The sequence below is a fragment of the Stenotrophomonas sp. 107298_Sma genome (genome assembly GCF_056480345.1).
Map to the genome: position 1 here is coordinate 398,689 of NZ_CM151094.1, position 18,272 is coordinate 416,960.

At 66.9% G+C, this 18,272-nt stretch carries 20 protein-coding genes; 10 read left to right on the plus strand and 10 right to left on the minus strand.

Annotated elements, in window-relative coordinates:
- Nucleotides 1-3: 3 nt before the first annotated feature.
- A complete protein-coding gene (locus ACZK2G_RS01855) occupies nucleotides 4-222 on the minus strand; it encodes a twin transmembrane helix small protein (RefSeq protein WP_010484233.1) in 219 nt (72 codons plus the stop codon).
- A 57-nt stretch (nucleotides 223-279) separates the two neighbouring features.
- Between ACZK2G_RS01855 and ACZK2G_RS01860 the strand changes: the two genes are divergently transcribed.
- The 4 genes from ACZK2G_RS01860 to cyoE are packed head-to-tail and all read left to right on the plus strand — an operon-like array spanning nucleotide 280 to nucleotide 3,688.
- The gene (locus ACZK2G_RS01860) at nucleotides 280-996 is read left to right on the plus strand and encodes an SURF1 family protein (RefSeq protein WP_478474504.1); all 717 of its coding nucleotides are present in this window, start codon (nucleotides 280-282) and stop codon (nucleotides 994-996) included.
- Nucleotides 997-1,046: 50 nt separating this feature from the next.
- Nucleotides 1,047-1,616 (plus strand): hypothetical protein, encoded by a 570-nt coding sequence (locus ACZK2G_RS01865; RefSeq protein WP_012509837.1) that lies wholly within the window; start codon nucleotides 1,047-1,049, stop codon nucleotides 1,614-1,616.
- A 10-nt stretch (nucleotides 1,617-1,626) separates the two neighbouring features.
- Nucleotides 1,627-2,790, plus strand: coding sequence for a COX15/CtaA family protein (locus ACZK2G_RS01870; protein WP_088479121.1), 1,164 nt, complete (start codon nucleotides 1,627-1,629; stop codon nucleotides 2,788-2,790).
- Nucleotides 2,791-2,794: 4 nt separating this feature from the next.
- Nucleotides 2,795-3,688: a heme o synthase gene (gene cyoE, locus ACZK2G_RS01875; protein WP_426354585.1), complete on the plus strand. Its 894-nt coding sequence runs from the start codon at nucleotides 2,795-2,797 to the stop codon at nucleotides 3,686-3,688.
- A gap of 177 nt (nucleotides 3,689-3,865) precedes the next feature.
- On the opposite strand, the gene ACZK2G_RS01880 is transcribed toward cyoE, so the two are convergent.
- The 6 genes from ACZK2G_RS01880 to rpsU form a co-directional block, all read right to left on the minus strand.
- The gene (locus ACZK2G_RS01880) at nucleotides 3,866-4,837 is read right to left on the minus strand and encodes a bile acid:sodium symporter family protein (RefSeq protein WP_286070719.1); all 972 of its coding nucleotides are present in this window, start codon (nucleotides 4,835-4,837) and stop codon (nucleotides 3,866-3,868) included.
- Nucleotides 4,838-4,865: 28 nt separating this feature from the next.
- Nucleotides 4,866-5,366 carry a protein tyrosine phosphatase family protein gene (locus ACZK2G_RS01885; RefSeq protein ID WP_478474506.1) on the minus strand — a complete coding sequence of 167 codons (501 nt, stop codon included), beginning with the start codon at nucleotides 5,364-5,366 and terminating at the stop codon, nucleotides 4,866-4,868.
- Between the two features lie 27 nt (nucleotides 5,367-5,393).
- Nucleotides 5,394-7,133 (minus strand): DNA primase, encoded by a 1,740-nt coding sequence (gene dnaG / locus ACZK2G_RS01890; protein ID WP_430767152.1) that lies wholly within the window; start codon nucleotides 7,131-7,133, stop codon nucleotides 5,394-5,396.
- A gap of 60 nt (nucleotides 7,134-7,193) precedes the next feature.
- Nucleotides 7,194-8,138: a YihY/virulence factor BrkB family protein gene (locus tag ACZK2G_RS01895; RefSeq protein WP_478474508.1), complete on the minus strand. Its 945-nt coding sequence runs from the start codon at nucleotides 8,136-8,138 to the stop codon at nucleotides 7,194-7,196.
- A 103-nt stretch (nucleotides 8,139-8,241) separates the two neighbouring features.
- On the minus strand, nucleotides 8,242-8,685 hold the full coding sequence (locus tag ACZK2G_RS01900) for a GatB/YqeY domain-containing protein (protein ID WP_046983889.1): 444 nt from the start codon (nucleotides 8,683-8,685) through the stop codon (nucleotides 8,242-8,244).
- A gap of 132 nt (nucleotides 8,686-8,817) precedes the next feature.
- Nucleotides 8,818-9,033: a 30S ribosomal protein S21 gene (gene rpsU, locus ACZK2G_RS01905; protein ID WP_002808376.1), complete on the minus strand. Its 216-nt coding sequence runs from the start codon at nucleotides 9,031-9,033 to the stop codon at nucleotides 8,818-8,820.
- Between the two features lie 166 nt (nucleotides 9,034-9,199).
- Here rpsU and tsaD point away from each other — a divergent pair, with 166 nt between their 5' ends.
- Entirely contained in the window at nucleotides 9,200-10,225 is a 1,026-nt protein-coding gene (tsaD, locus tag ACZK2G_RS01910) for a tRNA (adenosine(37)-N6)-threonylcarbamoyltransferase complex transferase subunit TsaD (RefSeq protein ID WP_004138714.1), read from the plus strand.
- 33 nt (nucleotides 10,226-10,258) lie between these two features.
- On the opposite strand, the gene ACZK2G_RS01915 is transcribed toward tsaD, so the two are convergent.
- Entirely contained in the window at nucleotides 10,259-10,912 is a 654-nt protein-coding gene (locus ACZK2G_RS01915) for a hypothetical protein (RefSeq protein WP_136639634.1), read from the minus strand.
- Between the two features lie 356 nt (nucleotides 10,913-11,268).
- On the opposite strand from ACZK2G_RS01915, the gene folB reads away from it, so the two are divergent.
- From folB to ACZK2G_RS01935, 4 genes are all read left to right on the plus strand, one after another.
- Nucleotides 11,269-11,622, plus strand: coding sequence for a dihydroneopterin aldolase (folB, locus tag ACZK2G_RS01920; RefSeq protein WP_046983887.1), 354 nt, complete (start codon nucleotides 11,269-11,271; stop codon nucleotides 11,620-11,622).
- A 58-nt stretch (nucleotides 11,623-11,680) separates the two neighbouring features.
- The gene (locus ACZK2G_RS01925) at nucleotides 11,681-12,952 is read left to right on the plus strand and encodes a mechanosensitive ion channel family protein (RefSeq protein WP_046983886.1); all 1,272 of its coding nucleotides are present in this window, start codon (nucleotides 11,681-11,683) and stop codon (nucleotides 12,950-12,952) included.
- 128 nt (nucleotides 12,953-13,080) lie between these two features.
- Nucleotides 13,081-15,255, plus strand: coding sequence for a glycoside hydrolase family 3 N-terminal domain-containing protein (locus ACZK2G_RS01930; RefSeq protein WP_046983885.1), 2,175 nt, complete (start codon nucleotides 13,081-13,083; stop codon nucleotides 15,253-15,255).
- Nucleotides 15,256-15,363: 108 nt separating this feature from the next.
- The gene (locus ACZK2G_RS01935; protein ID WP_046983884.1) at nucleotides 15,364-15,912 is read left to right on the plus strand and encodes a hypothetical protein; all 549 of its coding nucleotides are present in this window, start codon (nucleotides 15,364-15,366) and stop codon (nucleotides 15,910-15,912) included.
- A 70-nt stretch (nucleotides 15,913-15,982) separates the two neighbouring features.
- On the opposite strand, the gene ACZK2G_RS01940 is transcribed toward ACZK2G_RS01935, so the two are convergent.
- Nucleotides 15,983-17,149 carry a PQQ-dependent sugar dehydrogenase gene (locus ACZK2G_RS01940; RefSeq protein ID WP_478474512.1) on the minus strand — a complete coding sequence of 389 codons (1,167 nt, stop codon included), beginning with the start codon at nucleotides 17,147-17,149 and terminating at the stop codon, nucleotides 15,983-15,985.
- A gap of 170 nt (nucleotides 17,150-17,319) precedes the next feature.
- Here ACZK2G_RS01940 and yiaA point away from each other — a divergent pair, with 170 nt between their 5' ends.
- A complete protein-coding gene (gene yiaA / locus ACZK2G_RS01945) occupies nucleotides 17,320-17,772 on the plus strand; it encodes an inner membrane protein YiaA (protein ID WP_046983882.1) in 453 nt (150 codons plus the stop codon).
- Between the two features lie 52 nt (nucleotides 17,773-17,824).
- Here the strand turns inward: yiaA and ACZK2G_RS01950 are convergent, their stop codons facing one another.
- Nucleotides 17,825-18,166, minus strand: a complete 342-nt coding sequence (locus ACZK2G_RS01950) for a hypothetical protein (RefSeq protein ID WP_478474513.1) — start codon at nucleotides 18,164-18,166, stop codon at nucleotides 17,825-17,827.
- Nucleotides 18,167-18,272 lie beyond the last annotated feature (106 nt).

Genomic DNA, 18,272 nt, shown 5'->3' on the forward strand with positions numbered 1-18,272 from the left:
GCCTCAGCCGCCGATGCCGTGCGGTTTGATCCAGCCCATGTAGATGCTCACGATCACCAGTACGATCAAGGCCACCGACACCCCGATGCGGCGTGTCAGTGCGTTGACCGTGCGCTTGGTCTGGCCGCGGTCGACCAGCAGGTAATACAGGCCGGCGCCCAGATTCCAGACGATGACGATCAGAAACGCGATTACCAGCAGGGTCTTCAGCGAATCACTCATGCGCGGCTCGAGGGCAGGGTGGATGCGCCTATCTGACCGCGTTTGCGCGGACTTGTCATGATGCGCCAGCACACGCGCCTGATCGGCTGGCTGTTGGCGCTGCTGGCGATGGCCGGTTTCAGCGCATTGGGGCTGTGGCAACTGCAGCGCATGCATGCCAAACAGGCAATGTTGGATGCGCAGGGTCCAGCTGTGGCACAGGCGTTGCCGCTGTCGCAGGCACTCGCGGCCCCCGGCGCGTTGCACGGTGTGGCCGACCATGGCCGTTTCCTGCCCGGCGTGGTGCTGCTGGACAACCAGACCCGGCATGGCCGCGCCGGGGTGAAGATCTATCGCCCGTTCCGCAGTGACGAAGGCAGCGTGCTGCTGGTCGATCTGGGGTGGCGCGCGCTGCCGCCGGATCGCACGCTGCCGGATGTGCCGGCACCCCCTTCGCCAGTGGCCGTGCGCGGGCTGCTGGCGCCGCCGCCGTCAGCGGGACTGGCACTGGGGCCCGCGTTCTCCGCTACCGATGAGGCCGGGCGTTGGCTCGCCAGCCGCTTGCCCGCCAAGGGCCTCGCGGCGGCGCTTGGCCTGCCGGCATTGCCCGACCGCGTGCTGCGGCTGGATCCGGCGCTGCCCTTCGGCGACGAACGCGATATGGACCTGCTGCCGAACACGCTGCCGCCGCAGCGCCACCTGGGCTACGCCGTGCAGTGGTTCGGGCTGGCCCTTACCGTGCTGGTGGTTGCGCTGGTGCTGGAGCGGCGCAGGAGACGGCCCGTTGCCCGGTAGTGCCGGCCGCTGGCCGGCATCCCTTTCCCAACCATGAGAAAATGACCCGCATGAACACTGCTACGTCCCCGCAGGCGCGCGGCTCCGGCCGCCGGACCCTGGTGCTGCTGTTTGCCGTGTTCTTCGGGGCGATGGCGCTGGCCGCCGTGCTGCGCTTCACCGGCTGGCAGCCGACCGGGCACCGCAATGCCGGCCAACTGCTGAAGCCGCCGGTCGACCTGCGGCAGCAGGCTCCGGCCCTGGCCAATGGCCAACCCTACCCCTGGAACCCCGAGGCGCGTACCTGGCGTCTGCTGGTGGCGCCGGCCGGGGCCTGCGATGCGCAGTGCGTCACTTTGTCGCAGGGACTGGGCAAGGTGTGGCAGCTGTTCGGCCATAACGCCGATAATGTCGAGATTCTGTGGCTGGGAACGCCACCGGCGTCGATCGCCTCGCTGCCCGCGTTGCGGCCGCTGGCTCCGTCGCCAGCCCTGCGCGCGGCGTTGCCGGGCGTCGATGATCCGGCGGGCCTGCCGGTCTACGTGATCGATCCGAACGGCTTCGTGATCATGCGTCATGCCCCGGGCAGCGACCTCGGTGGCCTGCGCAAGGACATGGCCACGTTGCTGAAACTGAAGTGAGTCCTGTTTGATGAGCCTTTCCGCGCGTCCGGCGCTGCACCGCAATTTCCACCGCCTGGCGTGGTTCGCCATGATCATGACTGCGAGCACGATCATGTTCGGTGCGTTCGTGCGCCTGTCCGATGCCGGCCTGAGCTGCCCGGACTGGCCGACCTGCTATGGCCAGGCCACCTGGCCGCAACACGTGGAAGAGACCATTGGCCACCCGGCGGCGGAGATCCGTCCGCTGGAAACACACAAGGCCTGGCGTGAGCAGGTGCACCGCTTCCTGGCTGGCGCGCTCGGCATCGAGATCCTGACCCTGGCCCTGCTGGCCACGCGCAAGCGGCGTTTCGGAAGCACGGCGGTGGTGACCGCCTGCGTGCTGGTGGCCGCGGGCATACCGCTGTACATGATGGGCTGGCATTGGACGGCCAGCGCCCTGGCGCTGATCGGCGAGGCGATCCTGCTGATCGCCGCGCTGCGCTGGAGCAACATCGACCTGGCGCGTGCTGCGTTGCTGACGCTGGCAGTGGTGATCTTCCAGGCCCTGCTGGGCATGTGGACGGTGACCCTGCTGCTCAAGCCGATCGTGGTGATGGGTCATCTGCTGGGCGGCATGTTGATGTTCGGCCTGCTGGTGTGGATGGCCTGGCGTGCCACGCACATGCCGATCACCCTGGCTGAGGCGCCGAAGCTGAAGTGGCTGCTGCGCATTGGCGTGGCGGTGCTGGTCACCCAGATCGCGCTGGGTGGCTGGGTCAGCGCCAACTACGCGGCGCTGGCGTGTGGCGGCGGCAGCGCCTCGCTGGACAACTTCCCGCGCTGCGCCAACCAGTGGTGGCCGCAGCACAACTTCGCCGAGGGCTTCACCCTGTGGCGCGGTATCGGTGTGGACTACGAAGGCGGCGTGCTGGATGGCGCTTCGCGTATCGCCATCCAGATGGCGCACCGCATGTTCGCGGTGGTGGTGGCCGTCTACCTGCTGTGGCTGGGCGTGCGCCTGTTCCGGGTGCCGAGCATGCGTGGCTGGGCCAGCGCGCTGATCGCGCTGCTGGTGCTGCAGGTCACCCTCGGCATCCTCAATGTAAAGCTGGCGCTGCCGCTGGAAGTGGCGGTGGCCCACAACGGCGTGGCCGTTGCCCTGTTGTTCGTGCTGGTCAGCCTGCTGGCCCGCCTGCGTGCCCCGGACTGATTCCATGTTTTCCAATTACCGCCAGTACTGGGACCTGACCAAGCCCAAGGTCGTCGCCCTTATTGTTTTCACTGCCCTGGTCGGCATGGTCCTGGCCATCCCCGGCGTGCCCAGCTGGGAGCAGGTGCGCGCCGGCGTGCTCGGCTTCCTCGGCATCTGGCTGGCGGCGTCGGCCGCGGCCGCGATCAACCAGCTGCTGGATGCGCACATCGATGCGCAGATGGCACGTACCTCGTGGCGGCCGCTGGTGGTGGGCAAGGTCAAGCCGTGGCAGGTGCTGGTGTTCGCCAGCGTGCTGATCGTGCTGTCGATGGTGATCCTGGTGCTGTGGGTGAACCTGATCACCGCGGTGCTGACCTTCGCTTCGCTGATCGGTTATGCGGTGATCTACACCGTCTACCTGAAACGTGCGACCTCGCAGAACATCGTCATCGGTGGCCTGGCCGGCGCGATGCCGCCGATGCTGGGCTGGGCCGCGGTGACCGGCATGCAGGGTTCGTCGGACTGGGCGTACTCGTCGCTGCTGGTGCTGATCATCTTCATCTGGACGCCACCGCACTTCTGGGCGCTGGCGATCTTCCGCCGCGAGGATTACGCCAAGGCGGAAATTCCGATGCTGCCGGTGACCCACGGCGTGGTGCACACCCGCAAACAGATCATGGCGTATTCGGTGGTGCTGGCACTGGTCTGCCTGCTGCCGTACCTGGTGGGCATGAGCGGCGTGTTCTACCTGGGCGGCGCGATCGTGCTCAACGCCGTGTTCCTCTGGTACGCCTGGCGCATGCTGGACCCGCCGGACGAGCTGTTCTCGATGAAGATGTTCTATTACTCCATCGTCTACCTGATGGCGCTGTTCGCCTTCCTGCTGGTGGATCACTGGATCCTGCCCTGGTTGTAGCGGGTGGATCCGCCGGGCATGGTCCGGCGCTACCTGTGGATTCGAGCAATGCTCGACTCAGGGTCAGATCCCCGAAGGGGCTCTGACCCCGTATGCACCCAGCCGAGCATCGGCTCGGTTCTACAGTAGATCCACGCCACGCGTGGATGTTTCTTCCGCAGCAACCCGCGCGTCGGGTCAGGGCTTGCGCCGCGCATACCGCTGCGCGATCACGCCGCAGACGATCAGCTGGATCTGGTGGTAGATCATCACTGGCAGCACGATGGCGCCGAGGCTGCCACCGGCGAACAGCACCTTGGCGATCGGCACGCCGGTGGCCAGGCTCTTCTTCGAGCCGCAGAAGACGATGGCGATTTCATCTTCGCGATTGAAGCGCAGGCGGCGGGCGATGAAGGTGATCAGCGGCATGGCGATGCCGAGCAGCACCGCGGCGACGACGGCCACGGCCAGCAGCGACAGCAGCGGCGTCTTGCTCCACAGGCCCTCGGTGACGGCTTCGCCGAAGGCCGAGTACACCACCAGCAGGATGGTGGCCTGGTCGGTGTAGCGCAGTAGCGCGCGCTGCCTTTCCACCCAGCCGGCGATCCACGGCCGCAGCAGATGGCCGGCCACGAACGGCACCAGCAGCTGCAGCATGATGCCGCCGATCGCATGCAGTGGGTCATGCACGCCGCCGGAGGTACCGGCCAGCGCGGTCAGCAGCAGCGGCGTCAGGAACACGCCAAGGATGCTCGACAGCGAGGCGCTGCACACCGCGGCAGGCACGTTGCCGCGTGCCATCGAGGTGAACGCGATGGACGACTGTACGGTGGAGGGCAGGGTGCACAGGAACAGCACACCCAGATACAGCTCCGGGGTCAGCAGCCAGCCCGACAGCGGCTTGAACAGCAGGCCCAGCAGCGGGAACAGGATGAACGTGCAGGCCAGGATGGTCAGGTGCAGCCGCCAGTGCAGCATGCCGCCGATGATCGACTCGCGCGGCAGGCGCGCGCCATGCAGGAAGAACAGCGCGGCGATGGCGACGGTGGTGACATCGTCGAGGACGATGGCGGCGGCGCCCTTCATCGGCAGCAGCGAGGCCAGGCCGACGGTGCACAGCAGGGCGAGGGTGAAGTTGTCCGGTCGCAGGCGCGACCACCAGCGGGTCATGGTGGGCAGGGTCCTTGGTGCGGAGGGTTCAGGGCGAGGTGACCGGTGTGGCCAGGCGCTGGCGGGTAGCGGCTTCCAGCGACTTCAGGCCGGCGCGCTGGCCGAGCTGCAGTGCCTGTTCTGGGCTGGCGTGTTCGTAGCGTGCGTTGACCAGGGCGAGCACGGCGCCGGCGCGGTTGCCGGAGGCGCAGTGCAGCAGCACCGGTCCCTGGCTCTGCTGCAGGGCCCGGTGCACGGCGCGCACGTTGACTGCATCGAGGCCGTCGGCGCCGGCCACCGGAATGCGTACATAGCGCAGGCCCAGTGATTCGGCCACGCGCGTTTCATCGAAGCCGCGGTCTTCGCCGGGCTGGCGCAGGTCGATCACGGTGCGCACGCCCTGCGCGGCCAAGGCCTGCAGCTGTGCGGCGCTGGGTTGGCCACCTGCATACAGGCCGGGGCGAACTTCGTTGAGGGGCGCGTCTTCAGCCCAGGCCACCCGCGGCAGGCAGAGCGACAACAACAGCAGGCAGGTCAGGCGCAGCAGCATGGTCCTCTCCGTGAAAACGTTCTGCCGCTACAGGCGCAGTCCGGCGCGGGCCTTCAGCAGCTCGCGCAGTTCGTACTTGTCAGTATCGTCCAGGCCCTGCTGGCGCTGCTTTGCCAACAACTCTTCCAGACGTTGCACCAGCAGCTGTTTCTCCAGCTGGGCGACGGCATCGTGCAGTTCCTGGGTCCACATCGCGTCGTCGCCGGGCATCGTCTGCGCGGCCAGTGTGTGCAGTGATGCCTGCTCCTCACGCCCGTCGAAGTGCTCCAGCAGGGCGCCGGTGCTGATGTCCGGTCGCTGCTCGACCAGCCCCAGCAGCTCCAGCAGCAGCTCCACGCCGGGCAGGCGCAGGCCCTGGAAGTGGTGCTTGCCGCCCAGCGTCAGCGCCAGCGAGGGCTGCTGCAGCAGCACGGCGATCGCGCCGCGCACCAGGCTGCGCTTGGCCACTGGCTGGATCGTTCGCGAGGGCTGGCGCTGCGGCATCGGCGCGCGCGCGGCCTGGGCGTTGCCGCCGAGCCCGGTCAGCTGCGCCAGCTGCTGCTTCATCAGGTCGCCGAAGGCGCCGTCGGGAATCTGCGCCAGCATCGGCTTGGCCCGCTCGGCCAGGCGCGCCTTGCCATCGAGCGTGCCCAGGTTGACCTCGCGGGTGAGCTCGTCGAAGAAGAACTGCGACAGCGGCGTGGCCTGCTTCAGGCGTTCGTTGAACGCCTCGGCGCCTTCCTTGCGCACGATGGTGTCCGGGTCCTCGCCATCGGGCAGGAACAGGAAGAAGGCCTGGCGGCCATCCTTCATGCGCGGCAGCACCGACTCCAGCGCCTTCCAGCCGGCGCGGCGGCCGGCGGCGTCGCCGTCGAAGCAGAAGAACACGTCCGGCGCGTTGCGGAACAGCAGTTCGGCATGGTCCGGCGTGGTTGCAGTACCCAGTGTTGCCACCGCCTGGGTGACCCCGAACTGGAACAGCGAGACCACGTCCATGTAGCCCTCGACCACGATCAGCCGCTCGATCTTCTGGTTGGCCTGGCGCACCTGCCACAGGCCGTACAGTTCGCGGCCCTTGTGGAACAGCGCGGTCTCGGGCGAGTTGAGGTACTTGGGGCCGTCGTCCTTCTCGAACACGCGGCCGCCGAAGGCGATCACCCGGCCGCGGCGGTCGAAGATCGGGAACATCACCCGGTCGCGGAACTTGTCGTAGACGTGGCCGCGGTCGTTCTTGGAGAACAGGCCGGCGCGGTCGAGCAGCTTCATGCGCCGCTCGTCCTTGCCCAGCGCATCGCGCAGGCCGCTGTAGCCATCCGGCGCATAGCCGATCTGGAAGCGGGCGCGGTTCTCTTCGTCCACGCCACGGCCATCCAGGTAGCTGCGTGCCTTTTCGCTGCCCTGCAGGTTGCTCTGGAAGAACTTCGTGGCCGCCTCAAGCGCCGAATACAGCTCGCGACTGTCGTCCTGCTGCTGGGGGCTGCGCGGGTTCTCGCTGCGGGGCACTTCCATGCCGGCGCGCTTGGCCAGTTCATCCACCGCGTCGAGGAATTCGAGGCGGTCGTAGTTCATCAGGAAGCTGATCGCGGTGCCGTGCGCGCCGCAACCGAAGCAGTGATAGAACTGCTTGGTGGGCGAGACCGTGAACGACGCCGAGCGCTCGTCATGGAATGGGCAGCGCGCTGCGTATTCCTTGCCCTGTCGCTTCAACGGCACGCGGCTGCCCACCACCTCGACGATGTCGGAGCGGGCGAGCAGGTCGTCGATGAAAGCGTCGGGGATACGGGCCATGGGCAACAGAACGGGGCGCGGCCGCCAGGGCGCGCAGCAGGGGCGGCAGGTTCCCCTAGTTTACTCGCTGGCGATGCCGGGGCTGGCCTGTTCGGACTCGACCCCAGCCCTGGCTAGTTGCGCCCGTGCATACTGGCGTTCGTCGATCACCGCAGTCATCAGCGCGCCGACGAAGAACACGGCGGTGGCGTAGTAGATCCAGACCAGCGAGATCACCAGCGCGCCCATCGAACCGTAGGCACTGCCCGGGGCCACGGTGGCGATGTAGACGCCGATGCCATAGCGGCCGAGGGTGAACAGCACCGAGGTGATGGCACCGCCGATGAAGGCCTGCCGCCAGGCCACGCGGCGGTCCGGCAGGTAGTGGTAGAGGAAGGCGAAGGCCAGCGTGTACAGCAGCAGCGAGGTGAGGTAGCCGATTGCCGGCAGTACCGAGGGCAGTTGCGCGAACACCACCTGCAGCGCAGTGGTGGCGGTCATCGACAGGATCAGCAGGAAGCCCAGTGCCAGCACCACGCCGAACGAGAACACGCGCTTGCGCAGCCAGGCCTTGATGCCTTCCAGGCGCTGGCCGCTGGTGTGGAAGATCCGGTTCAGCGCGTTCTGCAGCTGGGCGAACACGGCGGTGGCGCCGATGAACAGCAGCAGCGTGCTCCACAGCCCGGCCAATGAACCGACGCTGGGCTGGCTGTTGGCGTTGTGCAGCACGGTGTCGGCAACACTGGCCACGCTGCTGCCGGCCACTGAACCGATCTGGCTGATCAGCGTCTGTTGTGCAGGTGGGTACAGCGAGGCGGTCAGCCACAGCAGCAGCACCAGCAGCGGTGCCATCGACAGCAGGGCGTAGAAGGAGACCGAGGCGGCCTGGGTCAGCACGTCGATTTCGACGAAGCGCTTGGCGACGGCCATCGGGAAGCTGTCCTGCAGGCGGTCAGCGTAGTGGCGAAGCCGTGCGGGAATGCCGTGGGGACGCGTGTCGGCGGGGGAGTGCGATTGCTCGACCATGGGGATGTTGTAGCAGCCGGGGGTCGAAGGTGCGGTGAAGCGGGTGCATCAATGGGGTCAGAACCCTTCCGCGATGCGAAAGGGATCCGACCCCGGCAATGGCTTACGCCAGCTGCTGCTTGACCAGCTTGGAGACCAGGCCCATGTCGGCCTGGCCAGCGAGCTTGGGCTTCAGTGCGCCCATCAGCTTGCCCATGTCGGCCGGACCGGAAGCGCCGGTTTCGGCGATGGCGGCCTGGATCGCGGCGACGATCTCGGCTTCGCCCATCTTGGCCGGGAGGTAGGCTTCGATGACCACGATCTCGGCGCGCTCGATCTCGGCCAGGTCTTCGCGGTTGGCGGCTTCGAACTGGCTGACCGAGTCCTTGCGCTGTTTGACCATCTTGTCGAGCACGGCGATCACGGCGGTGTCATCCAGCTCGATGCGCTCGTCCACTTCGCGCTGCTTGATGGCGGCGTTGATCAGGCGGATCACGCCCAGCTTGTGCTTCTCGCCCGCCTTCATGGCGGCCTTCATGTCTTCGGTGAGCTGCAGCTTCATGCTCATGAGGAACCTCGTGGTGGTGGTGGGGCGGGGCGGATGCCCGAACCCGGAAACGCAAAAAGCCGGCGACGCTCGCGCGTGCCGGCTTCGGCTCCATCGCGACAGGCAAGCCCATCGCAATGAAGATGCGTCCGATCAGTACAGGCGCTGACGCTTGGTAACGTCGCGCGACGAGCGGCGCAGCTGACGCTTCACAGCAGCGGCGGCCTTGCGCTTGCGCTCCTGGGTCGGCTTTTCGTAGAACTCGCGCTTGCGGGTTTCGGCCAGCACACCGGCCTTTTCGCAAGTGCGCTTGAAGCGGCGAAGAGCAAACTCGAAGGGCTCGTTCTCGCGGACTTTGACGCTGGGCATGGAATCTCCGGGACACAGTAGAACCGGGTCACGCCCGGCGAGCCGCACATTATAGCGGCGAATAGACAAACTGCAAGCGGCCAACCCTGAATACGGGCCAGAGGTTCGAAAGCAGTGAGACCTGCGCGTCCCCCGAGGGGGCGGCAGGGGCGTCATAATAGCAGGCATGCGAGTCCTTGGCATCGAATCTTCCTGTGATGAGACCGGCGTGGCGGTGTATGACACCGACCTGGCCGGCAGCGCGGCCCTGCGCGCCCATGCGGTCTACAGCCAGATCGCCCTGCACGCCGAATACGGTGGTGTGGTGCCCGAACTGGCCAGCCGCGACCACGTCCGCAAGCTGCTGCCGCTGGTGCGCCAGACCCTGGCCGAAGCCGGCCTGGGTGTAGGTGATATCGACGGCGTGGCCTATACGGCCGGTCCCGGCCTGGTTGGCGCGCTGCTGGTCGGTGCGGGTGTGGCCCGCTCGCTGGCCTGGGCGCTGGAGGTACCGGCGGTGGGCGTACACCATATGGAAGGCCACCTGCTGGCCCCGCTGATGGAAGACGACCCGCCGCAGGCGCCGTTCGTGGCGCTGCTGGTGTCCGGTGGCCATACCCAGCTGGTGGCGGTGGATGCGATCGGCCAGTACCGCCTTCTGGGCGAGACCCTGGACGATGCGGCCGGCGAGGCCTTCGACAAGACCGCCAAGATGATGGGCCTGCCCTATCCGGGCGGTCCGCAGCTGGCCAGGCTGGCCGAGCAGGGTACGCCGGGTGCCTACCGCTTCGCGCGGCCGATGACCGACCGCCCGGGGTTGGATTTCAGCTTCTCCGGCCTGAAGACCCAGGTCCTGATGGCCTGGCGCGACAGCGATCAGAGCGAACAGACCCGTGCCGACATCGCCCGCGGCTTTGAAGATGCGGTAGTCGAGACTCTGTCGATCAAGTGCGAGCGCGCGCTGGAAGCGGCCGGGACCAACGTGATCGTGGTGGCTGGCGGCGTCGGCGCCAACAAGCGCCTGCGCGCACGCCTGCAGCAGATGGCCGAGCGCCTTGGCGGCCGTGCCTGCTTCCCGCGGCCGGCGTTGTGCACCGACAACGGCGCGATGATCGCCTTCGCCGGCGCGCTGCGCCTGCAGGCGGGCCAGCACAGCCCGCCAAAGGTCGAGGTCACCCCGCGCTGGGACATGGCGACCCTGCCGGCGGTCTGAGCCCGTAGCGCCGGGCCACGCCCGGCGAACACATTACGGACGCCCTGCCAACGGCGACGCCGCCAACACCGTTGTCGCCCGCTCATGGCGCTGCAGCCAGCCCAGCGTATGCGGGCAGCGGGCATGGATCAGCCGCCCGATCGCGGCCAGGTCGGCGCCGATGTCGCGCTCGAGGATGGGCTCGTGGTGCGCGATGCGGTTGCGCAGGAGGCGGATGCGCCCGATGTCTGCGTGGATGTTCGTGCGAACCACGCTGAGAGCATTCTGTGGCGCGTTCGGCAACGCAATCTTCAAGCCCCGCGTCCAGATGGCTCCCTCGAAGCGCCGCGTGAAAAGCTGCTGCCAGAACGCGAAGCGAAGGCTGGCGATGATCTCCTGAGTGTCCATCCGACGATCTGCCTGTCTATGGATATCCTGCAAGGCCGACAACGCGCCATCTGCTGGCATCCGCTGCAGCAGTGCAGGATGCCAAGGCCAGCGCGGCCCATAGGCATGCGCCAGCGCCGCGGCCACCGCGTTGCGGATCACGATTTCACAGACGTGCAGGGGGGATAGCAGCGCGCCGCACATCTGCATGTTCCATACGTAAAGCGAGGCGGCATCCAAAGAGTGCCGGTCCGCGATACGTTTGTACGTCGCCCATCGTGGGCGTGACAGCGCTGCCTGCAGTATTCGTTGCTCTCTCATCAAATACGGACCACATGGCGGATCACCAGCCTGCGCTGGTTGCCGCTGGCGTGATATCGGGCAACGCCGCTGCGTCAGACAGCAGAATTCCTCTATCACCTTGAGCTTCCACCAACATGTCGCGACTGACTCTGGACCGTAGAGGGAATGAACGTCATGATCTGCATCGTGTGCTCCGGGACTCGCGGCTGGATTCCGGCTCCCCCCGGGGACGTTGAGAGGTACCAAGGGGCCCCGCTAGCAGGGCCCTTTGTCTTTTCTGGAGCCGCGTCCCTACCGGCCACCCGCCGCCCGTTCCGGGCAGGCTCACCGCCGTGCCGTTACCATGGCCCCCTGTATTCGGGCTGGTAAGCGCAATGGACAAGGTTTTCATCGAGGGGCTGACGATCGACGCCCTGATCGGCATCTACGATTGGGAACGACGGATCCGCCAGGACCTCGTGTTCGACCTGGAAATGGGCTTCGACAACCGTCGTCCTGCGGCCTCCGACGACATCGCTCACACCCTGAACTACAAGGCGGTCAGCAAGCGCCTGGAGCAGTTCGTGCGTGAGTCGGAATTCGGCCTGGTCGAAACCCTGGCCGAGCGCTGCGCGCAGATCGTGCTGGACGAATTCGACGTGAAGTGGCTGCGCCTGAAGCTGAGCAAGCCGGGCGCGGTGCGTGGCGCGCGCGCGGTCGGCGTGATCATCGAACGCACGCGGGACTGATCCGGTAGTGCCGGCCGCTGGCCGGCAACCTCAACGGCAATGACGAAGGAGACAACTGATGGTGGACGCGGTGGTGGCGGTACAGTGGCTGGAACGGCTGCAGAACACACTGGAACCCTATCCTGGCGCCTACCTGGCGTTGATGATCTCGGCGCTGCTGATCGCAGCCGGCCTGGCCAACTGGGTGACCAAGCGCATCCTGGTGCGTGGCCTGCGGCGCCTGCTGCAGCGCCTGCCGGGCGCCGAGTCCGGGCGTGGCAGCCACCTGATGCGGGTCATCTCGCGCCTGTCCAACGTGGTGCCCAGCCAGGTGATCGCCTCGGGCATCACCCTCATCCCCGACCTGCCGCCCGGCCTGGTCAACGTGATCATCAAGCTGTGCATCGTGTGGGCCGTGCTGACGGTCTCGATGGCGTTTTCGCATGCGCTGGACGCGGCCAACAGCCTGTACGAGCGCAAGCCCGATGCGCGCAACAAGCCGATCAAGGGCTACCTGCAGGTGGTCAAGATCGTGGTGTTCGTGGCCGCCGGCCTGTCCATCATCGCGACCCTGCTGGGGGTGAAGCTGGGCCCGCTGGTGACCGGCCTGGGCGCGGCTACGGCGGTGCTGATGCTGATCTTCCAGGACACCATCCTGTCGCTGGTGGCCAGCGTGCAGATCAGTGGCGATGGCCGCGTGCGCATCGGCGACTGGATCGAGATGCCCAGCCAGAACGCCGACGGCGATGTGATCGATATCGCGCTGCACACCATCACCGTGCAGAACTTCGACAAGACCATCACCACCATCCCGACCAAGAAGCTGGTGACCGAGTCGTTCAAGAACTGGCGCGGCATGCAGGAGGCCGGTGGCCGCCGCATCAAGCGCGCGCTGTACCTGGACCAGCACAGCGTCGGCTTCCTGGACGAGGGCGACCTGGCCTTCCTCGGCCAGTTCGCGCTGCTGCGTGATTACCTGCAGGAGAAGGAGCAGGAGCTGGGGCAGTGGAACGGGCGCCTGCGCGAGCAGGGCGTGGCCGAGGTCAACAGCCGTCGGGTGACCAACCTGGGTACCTTCCGTGCCTATGTGGAACGGTATCTGCGCAGCCACCCGGGCATCCATACCGACATGACCCTGCTGGTACGGCAGTTGCAGCCGACCACCGAAGGCCTGCCGCTGGAGCTGTACTGCTTCACCCGCAGCACCGCCTGGGGTGAATACGAGGCGGTGCAGTCGGACATCTTCGACCACCTGCTGGCGATCCTGCCGGCCTTCGGCCTGCGGGTGTTCCAGGCCTCCAGCGACGCCATGTTGATGGCCGGGCAGCGCCAGTTGGCCGGCTCGGAGTAAGCTGCGATGCCTCCGGCGGGGCCATACGGACCCCGCTGGTGGCTGAAACTGAATTAAAAAACCTCTCGCCAAATCGCCCGGGATCGCTAGAATGCCGGGCTTGTAAACGTTTTCATCAAGGACTGCCGGTGGCCTCCGATCGCATCGAATCCCTCATTGCCCAGATGACCGTCGAGGAAAAGGTCGGCCAGCTGGGTGTCTTCGCGGACATGGTCCGCCCGTTCGCCCCGGACGTGAACCCGGAAGCCAACGTGCGCAATGCCGACCAGGTGCTGCAGCAGGTGCGCGAGGGCAAGGTCGGCTCGCTGTTCAATGGTGTGGGCGCCGAGCTGGGCCGCCGCATCCAGCAGGTCGCCACCGAAGAGAGCCGCCTGGGCATCCCGGTGATCCTGGCTGCTGACGTCATCCACGGCATGCGCACCGTGTTCCCGATTCCGCTGGGCGAGGCCGCCAGCTTCGAGCCGGACCTGGCCGAGCGCACCGCGCGCGCCACCGCCGTCGAAGCCACTGCCGCCGGCCTGCACTGGACCTACGCACCGGCCGTGGACATCGCCCGCGACCAGCGCTGGGGCCGTGGTGCCGAAGGTGCCGGTGAGGACGTGGTGCTGGGCTGTGCATTCGCCGCCGCCCGCGTGCGCGGCTTCCAGGGCAGCGACCTGCGCGCCGACGATTCGCTGCTGGCCACGCCCAAGCACTTCGCCGCCTACGGCGCGGTGATGGCCGGCATGGAATACAACATGGTGGACATCTCGCCGCAGACCCTGCGCGACGTGCACCTGCCACCGTTCAAGGCCGCCTTCGACGCCGGCGCGATCACCGTGATGTCTTCGTTCAACGACATCAACGGCGTGCCGGCCAGCGCCAACGCCGAGCTGCTGACCGACATCCTGCGCGGTGAATGGAAGTTCCCGGGCGTGGTGATCTCCGACTACACCGCCGACATGGAACTGGTCGCGCACGGCTATGCCGCCGATGACCGCGATGCCACCGCCAAGGCGTTCACCGCTGGCCTGGATCTGAGCATGCAGAGCGGCTTCTATGCCGAACACCTGCCGGGCCTGGTCGAGAGCGGCGAGGTGCCGATGGCGGTGCTGGATGAAGGCGTGCGCCGCATCCTGTGGCTGAAGGAAACCATCGGCCTGTTCGACGACCCGTACCGTTCGCTGGACCCAGCGCGCGAAGCCGACACCTCGCACATCGCCGCGCATGACGAACTGTCGCGCGATGCGGCGCGCCGTTCGATCGTGCTGCTGAACAACCGCGACAACGTGCTGCCGTTGCAGAAGACCGGGCAGAAGATCGCCCTGATCGGCCCGTTCGTGCAGGACCGCGAAAACATCGAGGGCTGCTGGACGCTGTTTGGCGACAAGCAGCGTTACGTGGACCTGGAAACCGGCGTGCGTGCCGCCATCAGCGACGAAGCGCTGCTGGAGATCGTGCCAGGCTGCGAACTGGAAGTGGCCATCCCCGGTGGCACCGAAGCGGCCGTGGCCGCTGCGCTGCGCGCCGACGTGGTGGTGCTGGCGCTGGGCGAGCCGCAGCGTTACAGCGGCGAAGCGCAGTCGCGCGTCGAGATCACCCTGCCGCCGGCACAGCAGGCGCTGGCCGAGGCCGTGGCGATGACCGGCAAGCCGCTGGTGGTGCTGCTGCGCAATGGCCGCGCGCTGGCCCTGCAGGGCGCCGTGCGTAATGCGCAGGCGGTGGCGGTGACTTGGTACCTGGGCACGCAGACCGGCCATGCCGTGGCCGATGTGCTGTTCGGCGATTACAGCCCGTCGGGCCGCCTCCCGGTCAGCTTCCCGCAGGTGTCGGGCCAGCAGCCGTACTTCTACAACCACCCGCGTACCGGTCGGCCGGAACTGCCGACCATGTCGGAGTTCAAGGCGCGCTGGCGCGAGATTCCGAACGAGCCGCTGTATCCGTTCGGGCATGGCATCGGCTACACCACCTTCGCCTACGGCGCGCCGCAGCTGAGCGCAGCCCAGCTGGGCTGGGATGAGACCCTGACCCTCACCACCACGCTGACCAACAGCGGTGATGTGGCCGGTGAAGAAGTGGTGCAGCTGTACATCCACGACCGCGTGGCCAGCCGCGTGCGTCCGGTGCGCGAGCTGAAGGACTTCCGCAAGGTGGCACTGCAGCCGGGCGAGTCCACCGAGGTGGTGTTCACCCTGACCCGCGAGCAGTTGGCGTTCACCGGCCGCGATGGCGTGCTGCGTGCCGAGCCGGGCCTGTTCGACGTGTGGGTGTGCGCGTCTTCGGCCGCCGGTGAAGCGGTGCAGTTCGAGCTGCTGAAGGGCTGATCGCGGGGTGGTAGCGCCGGGTCATGCCCGGCGTCCTCACCCATGGCAAACACGCCGGGCATGGCCCGGCGCTACCATCGGCATCCTTGAACCGATGGATGCCCGCGCATGCGCATGATCGCTGTGTTGATTCCCGCCCTGTTGCTGGCGGCCTGTTCGCAGCCGGCGCCGCCGGCCGAGCCTGCGGTGGATGCACCGCCGCCGATGGAGGCCAGTGCTGCAGCGACGCCTGCGGCTGAACCTGCCAAGCCTGCCGCCGAACCCGCCTCAACTGCACCCACCGCTACGGATGAGCCTGCGGCGGATGCGCGTGCGCGCATTGAAACCCTGCTCGGCGATGCCGCGCAGTACGAGAAGGTGTTCAACACGTTCAAGACCGCGGTGATCGGCGGTGATCGCGCTGCCGTGGTCGAGGAAGTGCGCTTCCCGTTGAACATCAGCGGTGGAAAGAAGATCACCGGTCCCGGTGAGTTCCAGCGCAACTACGAGAAGATCATCACCCCGGCGGTGGTCAAGGCGGTGTCCGAGCAGGACTTCAGCAAGGTCTTCGTCAACCAGCAGGGCGTGATGATCGGCGATGGGCAGGTGTGGTTGAACGGCCAGTGCCTGGACCAGGCCTGCACGAAGACCGAGGTGAAGGTCATCACCATTCAATGAACGCAGACGGCCCCGCGTGCGGGGCCGTTGCAGACAAACGTGCCGGCCAGCGGCCGGCACTACCACCCTGTCAGGTCTTCGGGGTGAGCTTCAGCAGACGCGCCTTGTTGCCGTCTTCCAGCAGCCACAGTGCGCCATCCGGGCCCTGTTCCACTTCACGGATGCGTTCGCCCATGTTGAAGCGTTCGGCTTCGCGCGCGCTGTCGCCATCGAAGGCCACACGTACCAGCGAGGTGGATGACAGGCCGCCGATGAAGCCGCTGCCCTTCCACTGCGGGAACAGGTTGCCGCTGTAGATGACGAAGCCGGCCGGCGAGATCACCGGCGTCCAGGTCACCTTCGGGGCGGCGAATTCCGGGCGGGTGCTGTGGTCGGGAATCGGGCGGCCGTCGTAATGGTCACCATTGGAGACGATCGGGTAGCCGTAGTTGGCGCCGCGCACGATCAGGTTCAGTTCGTCGCCACCGGCCGGGCCCATCTCGTGCGCCCACAGCTTGCCGTTGGCGTCGAAGGCCATGCCGAGGATGTTGCGGTGGCCCAGCGACCACACCTGCGCGGCAACACCGCCCTGCGAGGCGAACGGGTTGTCGGCGGGCAGGCTGCCGTCGTCGTTGAGGCGGATGATCTTGCCGAGATTGCCGCCCATGTCCTGTGCCGGATCGAACTTCTGCCGTTCACTGGAACTGATCCACAGCTTGCCGTCCGGGCCGAAGACGAGGCGGTGGCCGTAGTGGCCCTCGCCGCTGACCTTGGGCGTCTGTCGCCAGATCACCTTCAGGTCCTTCAGCTCACCGCCACCCTTGGCATCCAGCGCCAGCGTGGCGCGTGCGACGGCAGCGCCACGGGTGTCCAGCGTGCCCTCTTCGGCATAGCTGAAGTAAATGACGTGGTTGCGGGCGAACTGCGGATGCAGGATCACATCGCCGAAACCGCCCTGGCCACCGTAGGCGACCTTGGGCACACCGGTGATTTCATGCTTCTGGCCATTGGCCAGGTCCAGATGCTGCAGCTTGCCGCGCTTTTCGGTCACCAGCAGGCTGCCATCGGGCAGGAACGTCATTGCCCACGGCTGGTCGAAACGACTGATTTCGGTGGCGGTGAACGGTCGCTGGTCGGCAGCGTCTGTGCTGGCGGCGGCAGCCTTCTGCCCACTGGCATCGGGGCCGGCGGCACTGCAGGCCGTGGTGGCGAGGATCGGCAACAGGCCGAGGGCGAGCAGCAGGGGCGTGCGGGTCATGGGTATCTCCAGCGGAAGGGGATGCGGATGGCCAGGCTCTCCCTTGTATACCACCGGGGCGGTGACGGTCCTGGCCCGAAGGTCCTGTTTCCCCCTGTGCGGCGGCGGCGGGATCGTCTAGGGTGGGTTCGCCCGGGCAAAGCATGCCCGCCTGACTGCAAGGAACCGCAATGAACGCACCGATCATCCATCGACCCTCGCCGGCCTTCATTGCCGCCTCCTGGGTGGCCCTGCTGCTCGGCGCGGTGGCCTACCTGGTAGGCCTGTTCAATGCGGAGATGCCGCTGAACGAGAAGGGCTACTACCTAACCCTGCTCCTGTTTGGCCTGTTCGCAGCGGTGTCGCTGCAGAAGAGCGTGCGCGACCGTGTCGAGGGAATTCCGGTGAGTGGCCTGTATTACGCGCTGTGCTGGTTCGCATTGCTGTCTGCGCTGCTGCTGCTTCTGGTTGGCCTGTGGAACGCGACTCTGGTGCTGAGCGAGAAGGGCTTCTATGGCATGGCCTTCGCGCTGTCGCTGTTCGGCGCGGTGGCGGTGCAGAAGAACACTCGTGATCTGATCGCCGCCGGTGACGGTGAAAGCAAGCGCAGTGCGGGCGTGCCGCCGCTGCCGGAACAGGATTGACAAACGACCGGTAGCGCCGGGCCATGCCCGGCGCTACCGGCATCCGATCAAGTCAGGTGCCGCGAGGCACGCCCTTGTCCAGCCGCTGGTCGAGATTGATCGCTTCCTCCCAGCCTCGGCGTACGGCATTGCGGGCCTGCGCCCACTCCAGCCGGCTCTTGCCACGTTCGCTGGCCCAGCGTGATTCCAGTTCGCTTTCCACTTCCTCGTAGGCGCGGATCATGTCCTGCGCGCGGGCCGAGTGGCCAATACGGTAGGCTGGTTCGTAGTCGTCGAAGAACAGCTGATCGTCATAGTACGGTTCAGAGGTGTAGCGCTCGCGCCAGTAGTTGCTGACCGCGTCGCGCGGGGTGCTGTCGTCCGGCACGCGGCCGGGAATCTGGTAGTCGGTCATGGAAGGGCTCCGTGGTGGACGAAGCCTGATCGTGCCTGCGCGGCGGTTAACGGCCCGGTCCGGCAGCGTGATCGTCAGATCAATCCGCCGGGCATGGCCCGGCGCT